This is a genomic window from Streptomyces nigra (assembly GCF_003074055.1).
GTDB lineage: Bacteria > Actinomycetota > Actinomycetes > Streptomycetales > Streptomycetaceae > Streptomyces > Streptomyces nigra.
In genome coordinates this window covers 1,444,758-1,465,385 of record NZ_CP029043.1, presented here as the reverse complement: position 1 = coordinate 1,465,385, position 20,628 = coordinate 1,444,758, and the positions used below count along the sequence as shown (strand labels likewise).

Genomic DNA, 20,628 nt, shown 5'->3' with positions numbered 1-20,628 from the left:
GGGTGCCTCTCATTTTCCGGCGGGTACGGGAGAATCGGCCTGTGACCTTGAAGATCCACATCGACGACAGTGCCGTCGCGCCGTACGAGCAGGTGCGGGCGCAGATCTCCGAGCAGGCACGGTCGGGGGTGCTGCCGGTGGGCTACCGGCTGCCGACCGTGCGCGGGCTCGCCCAGTCGCTGGGCCTGGCGGCCAACACCGTCGCCAAGGCGTACCGGGCCCTGGAGAGCGACGGGGTGATCGAGACGCGGGGCCGCAACGGCACCTTCATCGCCGCCGCCGGCTCGGCCGCGGAACGGGAGGCGGCGTCGGCCGCCCAGGTCTACGCGGAGCGGGTCCGCCGGCTCGGCCTGGACGAGGACGCGGCGCTGGAGACCGTACGGGACGCGCTGCGGGCGGCCTACGAGGACTGAGCCGCCTTCTCGGCCGGGCCCGGCAGGCGTTCCGGTGTGCGGGTCGGCTCGCGGCCCGCCCTGCGCGCCGCCCGCGCGAACGTCATGGCGTCCTCGACCGCCGCGCCCGTCGGGTCGTTGTTGAAGTACGCGTACACGTCCTCGTCCGCCGCCCAGGTGCCGGCGATGCGCCGCACCCAGGTCTCCAGCGCCTGCCGGCCGTAGTGCGGCCAGTGCCGGGCGCGGCCCACATGGAAGCGGACGTACCCCCAGCCGGCCGTGCGCCACAGCGGCGTCACCGGGCGGGACTGCACGTCGGCCCAGCACAGGGCGGCGCCCCGGGCCTGAAGGACGTCCCGCGTCCCGGACGTCCACCAGCTGTCGTGCCGGGGCTCGACGGCGACCCGGACGCCGGCCGGGAAGCAGGCCAGGCAGGCGTCCAGCAGCCCGGTGTCCGCCCGCAGCGTCGGCGGCAGCTGCAGCAGGACCGGGCCCAGCCGGTCGCCGAGGCCCTCGGCGTGGGTCATCAGGCGGTGCACCGGCTCCTCGGGATCCCGCAGCCGTTTGATGTGGGTCAGATAGCGGCTCGCCTTCACCGCGACCACGAAGTCGCCGGGCACCCGCTCCCGCCACGCCTCGAAGTTCTCGCGTGACGGGAGCCGGTAGAAGGCGTTGTTGAGCTCGACCGTGGCGAAGTGGGCCGTGTACTCCTCCAGCCAGCGCCGCATGGGCACGTCCGCCGGGTACAGGACGTCCCGCCAGTCCCGGTACTGCCACCCCGAGGTGCCGACGAACAGGGTCATACGTCCACTAAAACACCTACAGGTACAGCCCGGCGTCCGCGCCGTCCCGCGGGTCCGGCAGCGATGTCGGCGAGGTGCCCCGCTTCAGTGCGTACAGCTCCGCCAGGGTGGCGCCGTCGCGGCCCACGCCCTCGTCCGTGCCGAGCCAGCCGATCGCCTCCGAACGGGTCAGCGGCCCCACCTCGATCCGGGCCAGACAGCGTCCCGGGCGGACCACGGCCGGGTGCAGCCGCTCCAGGTCCTCGTTGGTGGTGACGCCGACCAGGACGTTGCGGCCCTGGCCGAGGAGGCCGTCGGTGAGGTTCAGCAGCCGCGACAGCGCCTGGCCCGCCGTGTGCTTGGCCTCGCCCCGGATCAGTGCGTCGCAGTCCTCCAGGAGCAGCAGCCGCCAGCGGCCCTTGCCGGTGGAGTCGTCCTCGCCGATCGCGATGTCCATCAGATACCCGACGTCGCCGAACAGCCGCTCGGGGTCCAGCACGCAGTCCACCTGGCACCAGTCGCGCCACGAGCGGGCCAGCGTCCGCAGCGCCGACGTCTTGCCGGTGCCGGGCGGGCCGTGCAGCAGCAGGAGCCGGCCCGCGATGTCCTCCGGTGTCGTCTTCATCAGCCGGTCCATCGCGTCCGCCACCGGCGCCGTGTAGTTGGGCCGCACCTCCTCCCAGGTGCCCGCCGAGATCTGCCGGGTCGTGCGGTGCGGGCCGCGCCGGGGGGAGACGTACCAGAAGCCCATGGTCACGTTCTCCGGCTGCGGTTCGGGCTCGTCGGCCGCGCCGTCCGTCGCCTCGCCCAGCACACGCGCCGCCAGTTCCTCGCTGGTGGCGGTCACGGTGACATCGGCGCCGCGGTTCCAGCGGGAGATCAGCAGGGTCCAGCCGTCGCCCTCCGCCAGCGTGGCGCTGCGGTCGTCGTCGCGGGCCGCGCGCAGCACCCGCGCGCCCGGCGGCAGCAGGGTCGCCCCGGACCGGACGCGGTCGATGTTCGCCGCGTGTGCGTACGGCTGCTCGCCCGTCGCGAAGCGGCCGAGGAACAGCGCGTCGACGACGTCGGACGGCGAGTCGCTGTCGTCGACGTTGAGCCGGATCGGCAGAGCGTCGTGTGGGTTCGCAGACATGCGGCCATGATCCGTCACAGCCGGTCGCCGTGCACCCGGTTTCCCCGTCGCGTCCCCGTCCCGGGCCGCCGGTGAACCGTGTGGCGCCGAAACCTGCCCAGGCGGCGGTCACCCCCGTTACCGTTGTCCTTGATGGGACGTCATGGGTGGAATTCGGGGGCACGGCGGTGGCGGCTCACCGCGCTGCTCGGTGTGGGCGCGGCGGCTCTGGCCCTGCTGGTGACCCTCCTCAGCACACTGCCGGGCAACGGGGTGGACACCGGCGGCACCACACGCGACGGGGACAAGGTGCACGGCACCCCCACGGCCGCGCCGCACGCCAAGGACCCGGAGGTCGGCTGGGGGTTCACCCACACCCAGCACAGCGCCGACGAGGGCGCCCCGGCCGCCGTCGCCCGCGTCGAGCGCCGGATCGCCGGCGACGGGGGACTGCCGCAGATCCAGCACATCATGGGCTGGGGCGCCGACAACCCCGAACCGGTGCGCGGGCGTTACGACTTCGAGGCGATGGACCGGCGCATCGACTTCGTCCGCGCCTCCGGCGGCACCCCGGTCGTCACCCTGTGCTGCGCGCCGGACTGGATGAAGGGCGGCGAGCCCGGTGTCGACGCCACCGACTGGAGCCAGGCCGCCCTGGAGACCGCGCCCGACCCGGAGCACTTCGACGACTACGCGGCGCTCGCCGCGACCGTCGCCAAACGCTACCCGGACGTACGGCACTTCATCGTCTGGAACGAGTTCAAGGGGTTCTGGAACGACGCCGAGGGCCGCTGGGACCACGAGGGCTACACGAAGCTGTACAACCTGGTGTACCGGGCGCTGAAGAAGGTCGACCGGGACATCATGGTCGGCGGGCCGTACCTCGTGATGGACAGCGTCGACCCCCGCGCGCACGAGGCGTCCAAGGCCCTGACGGGCCCGTGGGGCGCCCTCGACCGGCGGACCGTCGACGCCTTCCGGTACTGGAACGAGCACAAGGCCGGCGCCGACTTCGTCGTCGTGGACGGCTCCAGCTACACCCGCGACGACGAGCTGCTGCCCGACGAGTTCGAGGCCACCGGGAAGTTCACCGACGTCAGCCGCTGGGTGCGCGAGCAGACCGGCGATCTGCCGCTGTGGTGGGCGGAGTACTACGTCGAACCCGCCGACGGCGACGACGAACGCGAGGGCTGGTCCGAGGCCCGCCGGGTCGCCGTGCACGCCACCGGGCTGATCGCGCTGGCCGAGGGCGGCACCACCTCCGCCTTCTACTGGAACCCGGAGAACGAGAAGGGCACCGACTGCGCCGGGTGTCTGTGGACACCGACCGACACCGCGCGCGGCGGCGCGAAGCTGCCCATGTACGGCCTGCTCGCGCGGTTCGGCGAGGAGTTCCCGCCGGGGACCGGGTACCGGAAGGTGTCCGTGGACGAGCCCGGAGTCCGGGTGCTCGCCACGGACGAGGTGATCCTCGCCGTGAACACCCTCGACCGGCGGACCACGGTGAAGGTCGACGGCAGGAAGACCGAGCTGCAGGCCTACGAGGTCAGGTGGCTCGGACGGTGAGCCACCCGAACCACCCGACCTCGGCTACTTGATCGTCAAGAACCTCTGTACGAGCGAGGCCAGCAGCACCGCCAGCAGCGGCAGCGAGAACCAGAAACTGCTCTGCAGCCGGCTCAGCTGCCGCACACCCGGCGGCGTCGCCACCCGCACGATCTCACGGGCCGCCAGCAGCACGATCAGCGCGACCGCCGCGATACCGCCGACCACCGACCACGGCGTCCATGTCACCTGCGGCCCGATCGGACCCGGATCGGCCTTCGGCACCGCACCCTCCGGCTGCTCGCGCAGCGCGTACATCGTGACGTCCGCGTTGGCGAAGACCCGCTTCAGCTCGGGCCTGGCGTCCAGGTTCTTCAGCAGCCGGGTCTCCCAGGTCGGCGAGTAGCCCACGTCCAGCCGCAGGAACGTCACCTGCCCCCGGTTGACCATCAGATACGAGTTCGGGCCCGCGTCCTTCAGCGCCTTCACCAGGCCCGACACCAGGACCGGGTCGGCCGGTGCCTGCGTCGGCAGATAGGAGACCTTCTCCATGTCCCGGGCGCCCCACGGCATCGCGGGCGTCACGTCCTCGACAGGGTCGCTGCTCAGCCACAGCAGCCGCAGACTCGGATCGTCGTGGGCGTACACGTACTCCATGGCGGCGACCTCGCCGGGCCGCACCCGCTCGAACGGCTCGTTGCCCCACCGGGCCACCAGGAACCCGCCCATGAGGACCAGCCCCGCCATGAGCGCGGCCAGCGGGGCGAGGCTCACCCGGTCCTTCTCGCGCTCCTCGGCGGTGACGCCGGTGCGCGGGAAGAGCGCCAGCCCGGTGAGCAGGGCCGCCCCGGGCAGCGCGAACATGAAGACCCGCAGGGCCATCTCACCGCCGTACGACTGCATGCCGAAGCCGAGGAACGGCACGAAGGTCAGGACGAGCAGCGAGCGTTCCCGGTAGTGGTGGAAGCGCCGGCGCCACCAGCCCCAGCAGGCGAACGCCATCACGCCGCCGGCCAGCAGGACTCGGACGTACAGCACGAGCTGGTGGGTGGAACTGCCGCCTTCGATCCGGCCGGAGACGGAGGAGGTGACATTGCCGCCGACCCCGCCGACCCCGCCGAACAGCTCGTCGAAGTGCCCCGACCAGTACGGCTCGGCCAGGAAGCCGATCCACGCGGTCACCATCACGCCGAACAGGACGGGCAGACCGCGCAGTTCGCTCCGGCCGACCAGCACCAGCGCCGTCACCACGCCCAGCATCACGAACGGGGTCAGCTGGTGGGCGGGGACACTGGCCGCGAACAGCCCGATCACCACCGCCAGCAGCACGGCCCGCTGCCGCCGGTTCGCCGGCTCCACCTCCAGCTCACCGGGCCTGCGCCGGGTCCAGATCACACGCGGCGCGCGGAACCAGACCAGCAGGACGGCCGCGAAGGCCAGATACAGCAGATACGTGAAGCCCTGCGGGGAGAAGTAGTCCTGGCCCACCCAGCCGGCCAGCACGAAGACCCAGACGCCGGTCCACTTGGCCCGCCAGCTCGCCCGCATATGGCGGACCAGCAGGAACATCGGTACGAGATAGAGCAGTTGGATGGCCGTCGGCCACCAGCGGACGACCTCGGTCAGGTCCTCGACCCCGCAGGCCCGCGCGACGAACGCGGCCGCCGCGAAGAAGCCCGGCCAGCTCCAGCGCGCGTCCAGGTCGGGCACGGCGGAACCGGTGCGGTCGATGTAGTCGAGGAAGCCCAGATGCTGCCAGGCCGTCGCGAACCGCGGCTCGGTCTCGATCAGCGCGGGCAGGGCGTGCAGCGACACGACCGTCGCGAGCAGCGTGACCAGCAGCAGCGCCCGGTGCTCGCGGTTCAGCCACAGCAGCGAGGCGAACACCACGGTCAGCAGGGCCGCGCCCAGCAGCGTCGGCGGCGGCAGCACCGAGATCAGCCCGAGCCCGCCCATGCCGTCCAGGTCGCTCTCGCCGAGCCGCAGCGCGGGCACCCAGTACAGCAGCAGCGCCGCGACCAGCAGACAGCCCAGCACGACACCGACCCGGGTCGGCGGCAGCAGCCTCCGCCGCCCGGCCGCGGCGGGCCGTCGTACGGACTCCCCGGGTACGGACTCCTCGAGTACGGCCTCCTCGGGTGCCGCTTCGGGTTCCTCCACGGCGGCCGTCACCTCGCCCTTGCCCGCGTCGAAGGCGTCCTCGAACGGCGCGTCCACCTCGGCGGGACCCGCCGACGCCTCCGCGCCCGGCTCCCGCCCGGATTCCAGGGGCAGCCCCGCCTCCGCCGCACGCGCCCAGGTGGGCCGGTGCTCCGGGCGGATCCGCGGGGTGCCCGTGGGCGGGGTGCCCGGTCCGGGCCGGACGTCGGGCCGGCGTTCCAGATGGTCGAAGTCGACATGGATGCCGAGCGCGAGGGTGTCGCTGTCCAGCGCCCAGCCCTTGCGCGCCCCCGTGGACGTCTCGCGCGCCCCCAGATCGGCCAGATCGCCGTCGGGGGCCGCGTCCTCGGGGACCCCCGCCCCGGAGCCCCGCACCGTCCGGTACAGCCGGGGCGCGGCGATCGCGACGATCACCGAGAGCGCCGCGATCTCGGCGACACCGGCGCCCGTCAGCCCCATCCGGGGCAGCAGGAGCAGCGTCAGACCGAGCACCAGGGCGCACAACAGCCCCTGCAGCCAGGCCAGTCCCGCGGTACGGCTCTGCGCGCGCAGCACCGCGAAGTACGTCTCCATGACGACCCGCAGCAGCCCGCCCACCGCGAACCAGCGCAGCAGCGGGGTCGCCGCGTCCGCGTAGCCCGCGCCGAACACGCCCAGGATCCAGGGCGCCCCGAAGAACAGCACCGCCGAGACCGGCACCATGATGCGGGCCATGCGGATCAGCGCCGCACGGGTGTCGCCGGCCAGCCGCCCCGGCGCGTGCGAGCCCTCCACGGTCAGCGAGGCGCCCATGTTGATGGCGAGCAGGTTCACCGTCCCGCCGATGGTGGCGGTGATGTAGAAGTACGCGTTGTCCTCGGCGGAGACCCGGGCCGCCACGATCACCGGGATGAGGTAGACGACGGCGAGGGAGAACAGGGAGCCGGTGTAGTCCCCGGCCAGGAACCGGCCGACCTCCCGCAGCGACGGCGGCCGCGCGTGCTCCTCGGTCGCCGCCATGTGCCGGGGCACCAGCCGGCGGAACACCAGCCAGCCCAGCGGCAGCACCGACACCGCGATCGCCGCCACCCACGACACGAAGACACCGGCGGTCGGGATCGCCACCGCGAACGCCACCAGCAGACCCAGCTTCACCGCCGAGAACACGGTGTTGCCGACGGGCACCCACACCGCGCTGCGCAGCCCGGTCAGCACCCCGTCCTGCAGGGTGAGCAGATTCCAGGCGACGACCGCCAGGACGAAGAACAGCCCGTTCAACGGGCCCTGCAGGAAGCGGTACGACGGCCCCCACAGGTCCAGCGTCAGCAGGAACACCCCGGCGGCCAGCGCCACCACCACACAGCTTCCCGCGTACGTACGGAAGATCAGACGGCCCGTCGTCCGCCCGGCCACCGGGATGAACCGGGCCAGCGCCCCGGTCAGCGCCACCGCCGTCAGCCCGGCGAGGAACTTCATCGCGGCGATCGCCGCCGACCCCTGGCCGACGGCGGACTCGGAGTAGTAGCGGGCGGCGGCCAGCCAGAAGCCCAGCCCCAGCACCGCCGACACCCCGGTGTTGATCATCAGGGCGTAGGCGTTGCGGAACAGCTGGCTGCCGCCGCCGGAGGACCTGCCCAGGCCGGGCAGGCGAAGGCGGCGCCCCGGCTTTTCGGGCGCCGTCGCGTCGGCGGGGGCGGGCTCGGTGGTGGTCGTCGTGTCAGACACGGGTACGGATGGCCTTCCGGCGGACCTGACGGGCTCTGCGGACCACGGCGTACCCCTTGGTCAGGGCACGGTCCCTGGCGAACGTACGGACGACGGCACGGCCCTCGACCAGCCGCCCGAACTCCTCGACACCCGTGGTGCGGCGCACGGTGAGCCGGGTGAGCCGGTACGGGCCCTGCCGGCGTCGGGCGAGGCCGTTGTTGACGGCGAGCGCCTGGGCGTACCCGGTCTCCCGCACCGCCTCGCGCACCCTGCGGCTGGAGTAGCCGTACGGATAGGCGAACGAGACGGGAGCCGTGCCCAGCTGGTCGGAGACGATCTCCCGGCACAGGATCAGCTCCGAGCGCAGCCGGTCGTCGGGGAGCTGGTCCAGCTGCGGATGGGTGTGGCTGTGGCCGCCGATCTCCACGCCGGCGGCGGCCAGTTCGCGTACCTGCTCCCAGTCCAGCATGGTGTCCAGGCCGCCGCCCACGTCGTGCGGGCCCTTCAGCCAGCCCGTGGAGACGAACACCGTGGCCGTGAAGCCGTGGGCGCGCAGCACGGGCAGGGCGTGCCGGTGCACGCCCGCGTAGCCGTCGTCGAAGGTGATCAGCACCGGCCGCTCGGGCAGCGGCTTCCCGGAGCGCCAGTGCTCGGCGAGCTCCGCCGTCCGCACCGGCGTCAGCCCCAGGTCGCCGATCAGGGCCATCTGCTCGGCGAACGCCTCCGGCGCCACCGACAGCTCGCGGGTCGCGTCGTTCGGCGCGGTGGAGACGGCGTGGTACATCAGGATCGGCACCGGCGTATCGCTCATCCCGTCCCCCCTTCGGCGCCCGGCGATCCCTCGATCCCGGCCACCGCGTACGTGGCGCCGCCCCGGCGCACGCGGACACTCCCGACGACGTACCCACCGGCCGCCGTCAGCACCCCCGCCACGATCGCGCCCGCCCGCCCCGCGCCCCCCGGCCGGGCGAGCAGCGCGTCCCGCAGGCCGCGCGCCACCCCGGCCGGCAGGACCCGGGTGGTGTACCGGCGTTCGGACTCCAGCCCCTTGTCCGCGCCCACACTGCGGGCCACGAGGGCCTTCGACAGGCCCTCCGCGTAGGTGCGGGTGCGGAAGTACCGGAAGCGCTCCCGCGGCCCGGGCACCCGGTGGTGGATGACCGCGCGGTCGTCGATCAGCAGCACCGCGTCCGGCCGGGCCCGGGTGAGCCGGATGCACAGCTCCGTCTCCTCGCAGCCCAGCGGCAGCCGGTCGCCGTCGCGGCCGATGCCGGTCGCGAAACCGCCCGCGACGTCGAAGGCCGTACGGCGGAACGAGGCGTTGCCGCCGAGGACGTTGCGCACCTTCGTCCGGCCGCCGGGCAGGCCCCGGTAGGTGCAGCCCACCACCCAGTCGAACTCCTCCGGGAACCAGTCCGGGCGGCGGCCGGACGCCCAGATCGGCTCGGTGCGCCCGCCGACGGCCATGACCCGCGGATCGTCGTACCCTTCCGCGAAGTACTTCAGCCAGTCCCGCTCGGCCACGGCGTCGTCGTCGAGGAACGCGACGACCTCCCCGCGGGAGGCCGCGATCCCCGTGTTGCGGCCGGCCGACAGGCCGCGCGGGCCCGCGTTGGCCAGCACCCGTACCTCGGGCGTCTCCTTGTACTCCTTGGCCAGCCGGTCCAGGAGCGCCTGGTTGTGGTCGACGACCAGCAGGGTCTCCAGGGCCGGGTACCCCTGCGCCCGCACCGAGGCGACCGCGGCGAGGATGTCCTCCCAGCGGTCCTCGGTGTAGACGCAGATCACGACGGAGACGCCGGGACCGCTCAAGACGTCTCTCCCCGGACCGTGGAGCGCGAGCCGACCGAGGTGAGCACGGGGGAGTGCGCGGCGGCGCTGCGGCGGCGCAGCGCACGCCGGTTGGAGCGCTCCCCGAGGATGACCCGCAGCACCCGCAGCCCGTCGCGCACGGCCCGCAGATTGCTGGTGCCGTGGATGCGGAGGTACTCGTGGCTCGGTATCTCCTGCACCTTCAGCCCGGCCTTGACGACCCGGATGTTCATCAGGGTCTCCACCTCGAAGCCGGTGCAGTCGAGGTCGATCTTGTCCAGGCAGTGCCGCCAGAACGCGTTGTAGCCGTAGCAGAGGTCGGTGTAGCGGGCGCCGAACTTGCGGTTGACGGCCGTGCACAGCGCCCAGTTGCCCAGCTTGCGGATGAGCGTCATGTCGTCGGTGCCGCCGCCGTTGGCGAACCGCGAGCCCTTCGCGAAGTCCGCGCCCGAGACCAGGGCGGAGACATAGCTCAGGATCTCGTTGCCGTCGGCGGAGCCGTCCGCGTCGACCATGACGATGATGTCGCCGGTGGCCGCCTCGAACCCGGTGATCAGGGCATCCCCCTTGCCCTTGCCGCGCTGGCGCACGACCTTCACCTCGGGCCACAGCTCACGGGCCACCTCGACGGTGCCGTCGGTGGAGTTGCCGTCCACCAGGACCACCTCGTGGATCCAGTCCGGCAGGGTCTTGAAGACGTACGGAAGGTTCTCCGCCTCGTTCATGGCCGGGATCACCACGCTCACGGGCGGTGCGATGGCCAGGTGCGAGGAGACGGGCCGGTAGCCGGCCGGTGACGGATCGTGGCCCGGGACCGCCGGGCGCAGCACAGAACTCATGAGTCGGTCCCTCTCGTCCGGTGGACCGCCCGCCCCTGGGCGGCCCGGTGAAGTGTCCGGTTCGAAAGGGGGGTTGTCTCACCCCGGCACGGCGACTGGCTCCGGCCGTGTCAGTGGTGAGCTGGCATGTCTGGCCGGCCACCCGAAAGAGCGGCGGCCGGTCGCGCGGCACGACTCGGTCGAACATGCGGACACGTTCACCGAGCACCCCCCCACCGCGTCCCGCTCCGGTGCCGTCCTGCGGTCCCTCGGTCCCTCCCCTGGAGCCGCGGGCCGACCGTCCGATGCGGGTGAGATGTACGACGGTATTGACGATTGACACTGTATGGCAAGAGCTGGAACCAGCTCCCACGTTTTTGTTGTTTTGGCCGTTACGTACGTCCTGACCGGATCCTGCCCATACGTTTGAGCAACCGGTCCGCCGGTTCGAAGAGCTCCGGACGGGACTGCACGGTGTTGCGCAGCGCCCGGACCGGGGCACGCCGTGCCCGGTGTCCGAACGCGACCGGGTGACGCCGGGTCACCCACCCCTCCGACACGGTCAGCTCCCGTGTCTTCAGGGAGTCCTTGTACTCCTTCTGGCCCCGGCCGAGATCCAGGTGGGCGATGCCGTCCGCGGCCGCCGCCTCGGCCATCCGCAGATGCAGCACCAGGCCCGGCGAGTACTTCGAGAACGCCGGGTCGTACGCCGGGAACCAGCAGGCCAGGATCCGCTCGCTGCGCAGCCCGAAGTGGGCGGCGACCGGCCTGCCGTCCGTGTACAGCACGGACAGGACACCCGCGAAGGAGTCGGAGCGGGTGTGGAACAGCTGCTCCACGAGCCGGGTGATCCACTCCTGCGCGAAGCGGTCGCTGCGGCCCGTCCTGCGGTACTGGGCCGACTTCCAGGCCATCAGGGTGCGCAGCGCGGCCGGATCACGCTCGTCGTGCACGTATCGCACGTCCTCGTGGTCGCGGGCCAGCTTGCGCTCCTTGGCCAGGGTGGTGCGGGTGAACTTGGGCGCCCGCGCCCGCAGATGTGCCAGATACGCGTCGTAGCCCTGGTCGACGTCCATGACGGGCGACGGAAAGCTGCCGGTGGCGGCCGGCGCGAACGCCGTCTGCCCGTCCACCAGGTGGTCGAACTCCCATACGGCGAGCCCGCACGCCTTCAGCAGCTCCCGGGCGTCGAAGGTGAAGCCGGGCCGGTGCACCACGCCCTGGGCGTCCGAGACGCCGAGGCCGATGGCTCGTCCGACACCGGTCGCCGTCCGCTGGAACGGGAGAAACGCGACCGGTTCCCCGCCCTCCCGGACGACGGCGATCCGCACTCCGCGCCGGCAACGGCCCACGGCGAGCGCGAACTCGGGTGACAGGAACGGGTTGCCCAGTTCGGGCGCGCCCTGGAGATGGGCCTTGGACTGGATGGAGGTCCAGGCCGCCCGGTCGGCGGCGGTGAGCTCGCCGGGGCGGTACACGCTGATGTCCACGTCAGACCGTCCGCCTTCGCGTGATGACCGGCAGGAGGATGAGCACGCTGATCGCGGTCACCGTCACGATCCCGCCGCGTACCGACCACTGGTGCAGGGCCAGCATGGCCTGGGCCACCAGCATGTCGAGGACGACGGCGCCCGCGACCGAGGCCACGAGGCGGCCGAAGGGATCGAGTCCGCGCAGCGCGGCGCCGATGGCCGCGGCCGGTGCGGCGAGCAGGAAGAACAGGGTGAACGGGCCGCGCAGCGGCGAGTCGGAGCCGGTGAGCGCGAGGACCGCGCCGATCGCCCCCACCGCCGTCGCGGCGCCGGCGAGCAGCGGCGTCAGGTCCCTCCCCGGTCCCGGTCGCTCGCGCTCGGCGTCCTCGGACGTCGTTGTCGTGCCATGGATGGTCTGCATTGGCGACTTTGCCCCCCGAAGCGCCGGATGCCAGGCTTCAATGTGGCTCAGGGGCATATCGGCCGTCAAGATGCGGATGGCCCCTTGACAACCGTTCGTCCCTCGTTCACAGCCGGACGGCCCCCGGGGGCCGGTGGCTGTCCTTGACGGCCGTGGGGGAGCCGGCCGCAAGAACCGTGCCCTCGGCCGGGGCGGCCCGGGCGGGCAGGGAGCCGAGTCCCGCGACGAGTGCGGCGGCCAGGCCGGATATCGCGTACCGGAGCGTGCTGTTACGCAGTGGTGCCATGACGAGGGAGTCCTCCTCCAGGCGGTGCGCAGGGGTGGTGCGCGCACATGTGGGGGGTGTGTGCGGTCGCACACACGGCCGGACGGCGGGTGCCGCGCCAGGCCGAGGTCAAGGCTCCGCAACCCCTGGCGACCCCGACAAGGGAGTTGACGACCTGTCGATGATCTTGTCATGGCCACGAAATAAAACGTACGGCCTCGAAGGCGTGATGCCCGAAAAAGTTTTGGCATGAACACTTCCACTCAACACGCGTAGTTGGTACGACGGTTACGGCAGAGATCCTGCTATAGGGAGGTTCCATGAGACGTTCCCGACTTTCCGTACACGTCGCCTCACTCCTCCTCGCCATCGGCACCGCCCTCACCGGGGCGGCCACGGCGCAGGCCGCCGACACCGCAGCAGCGGGCGGCTATGTGGCGCTCGGCGACTCCTACTCCTCGGGCCTCGGCGCCGGCAGCTACATCAGCTCCAGCGGCGACTGCAAGCGCAGCTCGAAGGCGTACCCGGCACTCTGGGCCGCCGCCAACTCACCCTCGTCCTTCGACTTCACGGCCTGCTCGGGCGCTCGTACGGGTGATGTCACCGCGAGTCAGCTCGGCCCGCTCACCGCCTCCACCGCCCTGGTGACGGTGTCCATCGGCGGCAACGACGCCGGTTTCGCCGACATCATGACGACCTGTGTGCTGCAGGGCGACAGCGCCTGCGTCTCACGCATCAACACCGCCAAGGCGTTCGTCGACACGACCCTGCCGGGCCGTCTGGACGCCGTCTACGACGCCATCCGCTCCCGGGCACCGGCCGCCAGGGTCGTCGTGCTCGGCTACCCCCGCTTCTACAAGCTCGGCGCCTCCGGCTGCGTCGGCCTGTCCGAGACCAAGCGCCGGGCGCTCAACGACGCCGCCGACCACATCGACGCCGCCATCGAGAAGCGGGCCCGTGACCACGGCTTCGCCTTCGGCGACGTACGGACCACCTTCGCCGGGCACGAACTGTGCTCGGGCAGCTCGTGGATGCACTCCGTGAACTGGCTCAGCATCTCGGAGTCGTACCACCCGACGGCCGCGGGCCAGTCGGGTGGTTATCTGGCCGCCCTCAACTCCGCGAGCTGAGCGTCGGCTTCCAGGGCCTTTCGTTTGGATCAGGCCGGCTGTGGCCGACGGGACATGTGGGGTGCCGGACCCCGCGACGCCGGGATGATCCAAACGAAAGGCCCTAAGGGCTGTCCCGTCATTCCCGGCCGCCGGGAATGACGGGACAGCCCTTAGGCGTCCGGCGACTCGCCGGACGACGGCGAGGCCCCGCCCGACGGGGTCTCGCTCACACACGTCACCGAGAACGGCACGGAGGCGGACTTCGTCCGCACCGGATTGCGCACCTCGACGGAGATCGCGCTCTCGAACGTGCCGCTCTCGTCGTACGTCGTCAGAAACACCCTGTCCTGCTTGGTCCGGTCGCCGCCCGCCGGGAAGGACAGGGTCTTCCAGCCCTGGTCCATGACGTCGCCGTCCTCCGCCACCCAGCGGTAGACGACCTGCGTGGGCAGGCGGCCCACGGTGAACGTCGCCGTGAACGACGGGGCCTGGCCGCTCGGCGGCGGACAGACGCCGTCGTAGTCCGTGTGGGCGCCGGTCAGCGTCACCCGCACGGACTGCGGCGTGGACGACGGGGACGCGCTCCGGCTCGGACTCGGACTCGGCGTCGGGTCCTCGGTGGCGGGTTCCTCCTTCGTCCCGGTCGCCGCCGTCCCATCACCCGTCGCGGTGGCGGTCGCCCCGCCCGCGCTGCCCCCGTCGCCGTCACCGCGGTTCAGCAGGGCGTACGTCAGACCTCCCACCGCGAGCGCGAGCACGACGACGCCCGCGACCAGCACCGGCCCGGCCCGGCGGTCACGCTCGGAGCGCATCGGAGCCGTGCCGTCCACCGGGGTCCCGGTGGGCCGGGTGGGGCCGGGCGGCGGGACCTGCGCCGTCGGAGCGGTCCGCTCGGGCGCCGGGAACGCGGCGATCGTCGGGGCGTACGCGGACGCCGCCGCGCCGCCGGGGAGAGTGCCGCCGGCCGCGACGACCCGCAGATCCTCCTGCGCCCGCGCGGCCGGCAGCCGCTCGGCCGGGTCCTTGCGCAGCAGCCCCTCGATCACCGGGGTGAGCGGCCCCGCGCGGCGCGGCGGCGGCAGCTCCTCGTCGACGATGGCGCGCAGGGTGCTCAGCGGAGTGTCCTGACGGAACGGCGAGTTGCCCTCCACGGCCGCGTACAGCAGCACGCCGAGCGACCACAGGTCGGACTCCGGGCCGGGTGTGCGGCCCAGTGCCCGCTCCGGCGCGAGGAACTCCGGGGAGCCGATGACCTCGCCGGTCATGGTCAGCGCCGAGCTGCCCTCGACCATGGCGATGCCGAAGTCGGTGAGCACCACCCGGTTGTCGTTCGACAGCAGCACGTTGGCCGGTTTCACGTCCCGGTGCAGCACCCCGGCGTCATGCGCGGCGCGCAGCGCGGACAGCACCTCGGCGCCGATGTGCGCGGCCCGCTGCGGGGTCAACGGCCCCTCGGCGTCCAGCTGTTCCGCCAGTGAGATGCCCCGGACGAGCTCCATCACGATCCACGGCCGGCCGTCCTGCGTGGCCACGTCGTACACCGTGACGACATTGCGGTCGGCGACCCGCGCCGCCGCCCACGCCTCGCGCTCCAGCCGGGCGTACATCCGCTCGACGTCCGAGGTGGGCAGTCCGGCGGGCGCGCGGACCTCCTTGACGGCCACCTCGCGGTGCAGCAGCTCGTCGCGGGCCCGCCACACGGTGCCCATGCCGCCCTCGCCGAGCGGGGAGAGCAGCCGGTAGCGACCCGCGATCACCCGTTCACCGCCATGGTCTTCGGACACGGGCGTCCCCCCTTCGCATCCGTGCGCATTCTCCACAAAAGTAGCTCAGCCGAGTGCGGATGCCGCCCCCTGGACCACGAGTCCGGCTCCGATCAGGACGACGAGCACCGCGGACGCCAGCGGCGCCGTACGGCGGACGAGGACCGTCACGGGGTGGGTCAGCGCGCGCGGACGCCTGTCGAGCACCCGCATCGCCCCTGTACCCAGCCGGACGACGGCGAACCCGGCCGCGCCGAGCGTGAGCGCCAGCCCGGCGCCGTACGCCACGACGAGCAGCAGCCCGAACCAGGCCTTGCCGAGCGCGGCGGCGCCGACCAGCACGACGACGGCGGACGGACTCGGGACGAGCCCCCCGGCGAAGCCGAGCAGGATCGTGCCCCGCAGGGTGGGGGCGGTGGGGTGCGTGTGGGGGACACCGCCGTGGGTGTGGGTGAACGAGGCCTTCCCGCGACGCCCGTGCTCGTGCGCGTGGTCGTGGTCGTGCTCGTGCACATGGTCGTGGGGGTGCGGGTGGGCGTGGTCGTGCGGATGGGGATGGGGGGCCGGGGCGGTGCCGGGGGAGGCACCGACGAGCACCGGATGGCGCTCGTGGGCGTGCTCGGGTTCGGACTCGCCCGGGTGGGGGTGCGGATGCGGATGCCCGTCGTGGTCGTGAGGGTGCTCGTGGCCGTGGCCGTGCCCGGAGGCGCGCAGGTGCCAGGCGCGACGGGTCAGGGTCACGCCCGCCGCGATCACCAGGGCGCCGCTCGCGACCCCCAGCCAGGTGATCACCGAAGGGGCCGCCGCCGAGCCGGCGGTGACCAGCAGTCCGAGCGCCACCACGCCCAGGGTGTGGGTGACCGTCACCGAGGCGGCCAGCGGCAGGACGTCCCGCATCCGGGCCCGCCCCCCGCGCGCGGTCGCCACCGCCGCCATCATCGTCTTGCCGTGCCCCGGGGCGAGCGCGTGCAGCGCGCCGAGGAAGACCGCGAGCAGCAGGGCGAGCGCCGCGAAGCCCACGGTCAGCTCACGGCGGGAGACCAGGTCGTCCAGGGCCCGCGTCCAGCGGTCGGCGCCGCGCGGCAGGACGGAGGACGCGCCGTCCTCGGTGTCCTCCCCGGACGCGCCGGACGCGGTGAGGGCCGGACCGCCGGGCCGCACCCGCAGGGACGCGGACCGCGTGTCGGCGGGGGAGGACAGCAACTCCTCCGGGTACTCGCTGAGTTCGCCGGAGGCCGATGTCCCCGGTACGTCCGAGGCGGTCAGCGTCATCCGGTCGCCGCGCGCCGTGATCTCCCGCCAGCCCGGCCCGGCCTCCCCGCCCGCAGCCGTGAACTCCACGGTGTGCGCGACCCTTTCGGGCAGTGGTGCCGTCAGCGCGCACTCCACCCGCAGGGTGTCGAGCCCCGCCTGCCCGGGCCGTACCCGGGCCCGGCTTGCCGTCACCGTCAGCGGGGCCTCGCGGCCGTCGACCGTGACCTCGCCGTCCCGGGCCGCGTTCGCGCAGCGCTGCCGGGCCCAGGCCGTCAGGCCCGCCTTCTCGATCGTGGGCCCGGCCTGGGTCGCCGGGATCTCGGCCAGGTCCTCGACATGGGCGACGCGCAGCTCGCCGGGGGCGACGACCAGGCCGTCGTACCGGTTGACGGTGAAGTTGCCGAGGGGGTGCGCGCTCGCGGGCGGCGCGGTGAACAGGGCGAGCGCGCAGGCCGCCGTGAGGACGGCGGCGCCGGAGGCGGCCAGGCGGCGCCGGCTCATCGGTCCGTCTCCAGGTCCGCGAGGGCGGCGCGCGCGTCCCTGGCGCCCAGCGGTGCGAAGCCCGGGTTCAGCTTGAGGGCGGCCCGCAGATGGGTGCGGGCTTCGTCGGAGTGGCCGGTGGCCCGCTCGATGATCCCGCGGTGATAGAGGAACACGGCGTTGCGGTAGCCCGTGGCCGTGGCCCGGCGGGCGTAGGGGAGCGCCTCGTCGTCCTTGCCGTTGACGTGCAGGGCCCAGGCGAGGGCGTCCGCGGTGTGCACGGTGCGGCGGCGCTCGTACTCGGCGCGGGCGGCCCGCAGGGCGGCCGCCTTGTCGCCGTGGTCGGCGGCGGCCAGCGCGGTGTCGAGGTCGGCGTTGACGCCGTTCGCGCGGGCGAGTGACGTCCAGGCGTCGACCAGGGCGTACTGGTCGTCCGCGGCGGCCCGGTCGCCGGCCGCCTCGTACAGCTCGCCGAGGGCGACCAGCGGACCGGGCAGCGGGAAGCGGGTGACGACGTCCTTCAGGCCCGCGATCGCACCCGCCCGGTCGCCGTCGGCGGCCCGTGCCCGGGCCCGGCCCTCCAGGGCGGGGAGGTAGTTCTCGTCGGCGGCGAGCGCGCGGGCGTAGTGGGTGAGGGCCGACTCGTACTCGCCCTGGTTCCAGGCGAGCTGGCCCAGCTGGGTGGCGACGTAGGCGATGTCGCCGGGGGCGGACGCCGAGGACAGCGCCTGCTCCAGCACGCGCCGGGCCGTACGGACGTCGCCGCGCAGCTCGTGGACGTACGCGTACCGCGTGAAGACCGGGATGCCCGGACGGCGGTCGTCGGCGGTGTCCGCGGCCTCGGCGGCGGCGTCGTAGCGGCCGAGCTCGACGAGGGCGTCCACCCGGACGCACAGGGCGCGTTCGCTGTAGGGGTTCTCCTTCAGGGCCCGATCCGCGAGGGCCAGGGCGTCCTCGAAGTCGTGCCGGGCGGCGGCGAGCGCGGCGCGGCCGGCCAGCGCCTGGTCGTTGCGGGGCGACAGCGCCAGCGAGCGCTTGAACGCCCGCTCGGCCTGCGGATAGCGCGAGGGGTCGCCCTTGGTGCGGGCCTGCTCGACATAGGCGAGGCCCAGCGTGGCCCAGCCGCCGAAGTCCCGGGGCTGGTCGCGCAGATGGGACTGTAGGGCCGTGATGCCCGTGTCCAGGTCGCCGGAGGCGAGCAGCCCCGGTGAGACGGCGGCCGAGGCGGGCGCGACCCGCGGGGCGTCGCCGCCGGCGCCGAGGGCCACGGAGCCCCCGGTGACGGCGACGGCCAGCAGGGCGGCGCACCCGGTGAGGTGCAGTGCGCGCCGGCGGGCGGCGGCGAAGCGGCGCAGCGCCGCGACCCGGCCGCCGTCCTTCGCCCCGGCCCCGTCCTGCGGGGGCCCCGCCCCCTCACCCCCGGCGGGGGCCGCCGGGTCCGGGCCCGCGCCACGTTCGGGCGTGGGCTCCTGCGGGGTGTCGTGCGTGGGCGGGACCATGCCCTCTCCTCGATGGGTGTCGTCGACCGTGGTGGTCGGGTGGTGCGACGCGGCCCGCGCCGTGGGGGATGAGTACGTTCGCGGGCCGCGCCGGGTCGATGGCCGGTCGGGCTAGGTCGTGTCCGTAAAGTCGCGTCGTCCGCCCGTAGGGCGTGCCGGGCGTCGAACGGCAGGCGGGACTTTGCGGACACGGCCTAGGGCGTGTTTCGAAAGTCCCCTCCGGCTCGCGGCGCCTGGCACGGCACCTCGCCGCGTTGTCGGGCCGTCCGCGTACGTCCAGTACGCGGACGGCCCTCCGCCTTGCGATGCTCCCCCCACTGCCTGAAGGGCGTGGGAGGTGCCCCCGGCACCAGACGCCGCGAGCCCCGCCCTCCGGGCGAACGACGCCACTTTCGGAACACGCCCTAGTAGGCCCGGTCCCGCATCCGGCGCCACCACAGGAGGGCGCCGCCGATCAGCAGGATGCCGAGGGCTCCGGCGCCCGCCGATCCGGCGATCAGCGCCATGTCGTCCGTGCCGCCGGACGCGCCGGCCGGCTGGAGCGCGTCGCCGAGCTGGCTGCGGACGTCGGTCTCGCCGTCCGTGCCCTTGGCGAGCGGGCCGCGCGAGCCCTCCGTCGGCAGGGCGACGTACGGGAAGGACTTCTCGAACTCCTTGTCGTTCTTGTCGACCGCGTCGCCCAGGTCGTTCTTGGCGCCCAGCAGCTCGCCCTCGACGACCTGGAGGGAGGCGTCGATCACGTCGTCGGTGAGCCGGCGGCCGTTCGGGAAGCCCGCGTTGTCGCCGTCGAGGACGCCGAGCCGCTTGGGCTTGTCCGTCGGCTTGATCGACGTGTTCAGGCGCAGCATCTCCGAAGGCGTCACGTGCGGCGGCTGGTTGAGGCCCTTCACGCCCTTGAGGAAGACGTCGACCAGGTCGTTGCGCGGCTCGTCGGGCGCGGGGATCTTGTAGATCGCCTCGATGAGCTTGGGCAGTTCGGGGTTGGTGACGTTCTTCAGGAACTTGGCGTCGTCCCAGGGCGCGGACGCGTTGAACCGGTCCTTGTCCTTGATCGGGTTGACGACCTCGTTCACCAGCGGGCTGCCCAGGCGCGAGACCTGCTCGAAGTAGCCCTTGGCGTTCTTGCGCTGTGTGGTCGACCAGATGCCGACGATCGGCTGGTCCGCCGACTCGGCGAGCATGTGGTTCGGGACCTGGAGGGCTATGGAGTTGACGTTGTAGCCCTTGAGGGTGTCGTTGCCGACCTCGGAGAGATTTCCGCCGTACAGCAGGTCGAAGACCCGCAGGTCCAGGAAGAACGGGTCGTCGGCCTGACCCGCGAACGTCGTGGTACCGCCGTGCAGTTCGTGCACGGCCTCCTCGCGCAGCTTCGCGTAGTCGGGCATCGACGCCTTGCCGACGTTCGACGGCGCCACGGGGACGTCGTTGGCGATCTTCGTCTTCGAGACCAGGTGCTGGTCCTTCAGCTTCAGCAGCTCGATGTCGTACGTCTGTGTGATGTTGAGGTCGGGATCGTCGAGGCTCTCGACGGGTCCCGTGTTGTAGAGGAACGTCTTCTTGTTCTTGGTGTGCGTGTCGAACGTGAAGCGGTACAGCAGTTCGCCCTGCGCGTCCCCGTTGTTGTCGACGTGGATGTCGTACTGGGCGTCCTCGGCGAACGGGAAGAAGTTCGGTCCGCCCGCGGGCTCCTCGAACGGGATCCAGTTCGCCACGATCGTCGTCGTGTCCGGCTTGTCCGGGCTGACGAACGCGTACACGTCCGTGTTGTCGTACTGCGGTGTCCCCGAGATGAGCGGGGCCTCGCGGTGGCTGGAGGCGGAGGCCGCCCCCGGTTCCAGCGCGGTCACACCGGCGGCTGCGAGCCCGCCGGCGGCCAACGCACCACATACGAGGGTCGCGAGTCCCCTGCGTCCCGCCCCGCTCCTGGAAGTAGGTGTCATGCCGTCCGTCCTCAGTGCCAACTTGCCTGACGCACCGGGATTCGGAGTGGGGGTGGGAGCGGATTGGTCGAACACGAAAAGAATTTCCGTGCCCGTCCGACCCGCTTTTTCGGCTC

General features: G+C 72.8%; 15 protein-coding genes and 1 pseudogene. 3 read left to right on the top strand and 13 right to left on the bottom strand.

Going from position 1 to position 20,628, the window contains the following annotated elements; genetic code table 11:
- The first annotated feature begins 41 nt into the window (after nt 1-41).
- Nucleotides 42-413: a GntR family transcriptional regulator gene (locus DC008_RS06795; protein WP_208645818.1), complete on the top strand. Its 372-nt coding sequence runs from the start codon at nt 42-44 to the stop codon at nt 411-413.
- Here the strand turns inward: DC008_RS06795 and DC008_RS06790 are convergent.
- The gene (locus DC008_RS06790; RefSeq protein WP_108706162.1) at nt 401-1,195 is read right to left on the bottom strand and encodes a DUF72 domain-containing protein; all 795 of its coding nucleotides are present in this window, start codon (nt 1,193-1,195) and stop codon (nt 401-403) included. The genes DC008_RS06795 and DC008_RS06790 overlap by 13 nt on opposite strands.
- A gap of 16 nt (nt 1,196-1,211) precedes the next feature.
- The gene (locus DC008_RS06785; RefSeq protein WP_108706161.1) at nt 1,212-2,306 is read right to left on the bottom strand and encodes a DUF5925 domain-containing protein; all 1,095 of its coding nucleotides are present in this window, start codon (nt 2,304-2,306) and stop codon (nt 1,212-1,214) included.
- Between the two features lie 132 nt (nt 2,307-2,438).
- Between DC008_RS06785 and DC008_RS06780 the strand changes: the two genes are divergently transcribed.
- The gene (locus DC008_RS06780; RefSeq protein ID WP_108706160.1) at nt 2,439-3,851 is read left to right on the top strand and encodes a GH39 family glycosyl hydrolase; all 1,413 of its coding nucleotides are present in this window, start codon (nt 2,439-2,441) and stop codon (nt 3,849-3,851) included.
- A gap of 24 nt (nt 3,852-3,875) precedes the next feature.
- On the opposite strand, the gene DC008_RS06775 is transcribed toward DC008_RS06780, so the two are convergent.
- The 7 genes and pseudogenes from DC008_RS06775 to DC008_RS06745 form a co-directional block, all read right to left on the bottom strand.
- A complete protein-coding gene (locus DC008_RS06775) occupies nt 3,876-7,694 on the bottom strand; it encodes a lipopolysaccharide biosynthesis protein (RefSeq protein WP_108706159.1) in 3,819 nt (1,272 codons plus the stop codon).
- The gene (locus tag DC008_RS06770) at nt 7,687-8,487 is read right to left on the bottom strand and encodes a polysaccharide deacetylase family protein (RefSeq protein WP_108706158.1); all 801 of its coding nucleotides are present in this window, start codon (nt 8,485-8,487) and stop codon (nt 7,687-7,689) included. The genes DC008_RS06775 and DC008_RS06770 overlap by 8 nt, the downstream gene beginning before the upstream one ends.
- Nucleotides 8,484-9,488, bottom strand: coding sequence for a glycosyltransferase family 2 protein (locus DC008_RS06765; RefSeq protein ID WP_108706157.1), 1,005 nt, complete (start codon nt 9,486-9,488; stop codon nt 8,484-8,486). Before DC008_RS06765 ends, DC008_RS06770 begins: the two co-directional genes overlap by 4 nt.
- Nucleotides 9,485-10,327 carry a glycosyltransferase family 2 protein gene (locus DC008_RS06760; RefSeq protein ID WP_108706156.1) on the bottom strand — a complete coding sequence of 281 codons (843 nt, stop codon included), beginning with the start codon at nt 10,325-10,327 and terminating at the stop codon, nt 9,485-9,487. Before DC008_RS06760 ends, DC008_RS06765 begins: the two co-directional genes overlap by 4 nt.
- Before the next feature lie 371 nt (nt 10,328-10,698).
- Nucleotides 10,699-11,796: a GNAT family N-acetyltransferase gene (locus DC008_RS06755; protein WP_108706155.1), complete on the bottom strand. Its 1,098-nt coding sequence runs from the start codon at nt 11,794-11,796 to the stop codon at nt 10,699-10,701.
- Between the two features lies 1 nt (nt 11,797).
- Nucleotides 11,798-12,199: a hypothetical protein gene (locus DC008_RS06750; protein WP_235072756.1), complete on the bottom strand. Its 402-nt coding sequence runs from the start codon at nt 12,197-12,199 to the stop codon at nt 11,798-11,800.
- A 133-nt stretch (nt 12,200-12,332) separates the two neighbouring features.
- Nucleotides 12,333-12,485, bottom strand: a pseudogene (locus tag DC008_RS06745) (S8 family peptidase); the annotation flags it as partial.
- 299 nt (nt 12,486-12,784) lie between these two features.
- On the opposite strand from DC008_RS06745, the gene DC008_RS06740 reads away from it, so the two are divergent.
- The gene (locus DC008_RS06740) at nt 12,785-13,594 is read left to right on the top strand and encodes an SGNH/GDSL hydrolase family protein (RefSeq protein WP_108706154.1); all 810 of its coding nucleotides are present in this window, start codon (nt 12,785-12,787) and stop codon (nt 13,592-13,594) included.
- 152 nt (nt 13,595-13,746) lie between these two features.
- Here DC008_RS06740 and DC008_RS06735 read toward each other — a convergent pair whose 3' ends face one another.
- The 4 genes from DC008_RS06735 to DC008_RS06720 all read right to left on the bottom strand — a co-directional run bounded on the left by DC008_RS06735 (nt 13,747) and on the right by DC008_RS06720 (nt 20,512).
- Nucleotides 13,747-15,360 (bottom strand): serine/threonine-protein kinase, encoded by a 1,614-nt coding sequence (locus tag DC008_RS06735; RefSeq protein WP_108706153.1) that lies wholly within the window; start codon nt 15,358-15,360, stop codon nt 13,747-13,749.
- 45 nt (nt 15,361-15,405) lie between these two features.
- Nucleotides 15,406-17,094, bottom strand: coding sequence for a sulfite exporter TauE/SafE family protein (locus tag DC008_RS06730; protein WP_108706152.1), 1,689 nt, complete (start codon nt 17,092-17,094; stop codon nt 15,406-15,408).
- Nucleotides 17,091-18,572, bottom strand: a complete 1,482-nt coding sequence (locus DC008_RS06725; RefSeq protein WP_108706151.1) for a tetratricopeptide repeat protein — start codon at nt 18,570-18,572, stop codon at nt 17,091-17,093. Before DC008_RS06725 ends, DC008_RS06730 begins: the two co-directional genes overlap by 4 nt.
- Nucleotides 18,573-18,976: 404 nt before the next feature.
- Complete coding sequence (locus DC008_RS06720) at nt 18,977-20,512, bottom strand: DUF4331 domain-containing protein (RefSeq protein ID WP_108706150.1); 1,536 nt, start codon at nt 20,510-20,512, stop codon at nt 18,977-18,979.
- Between the last annotated feature and the right edge of the window lie 116 nt (nt 20,513-20,628).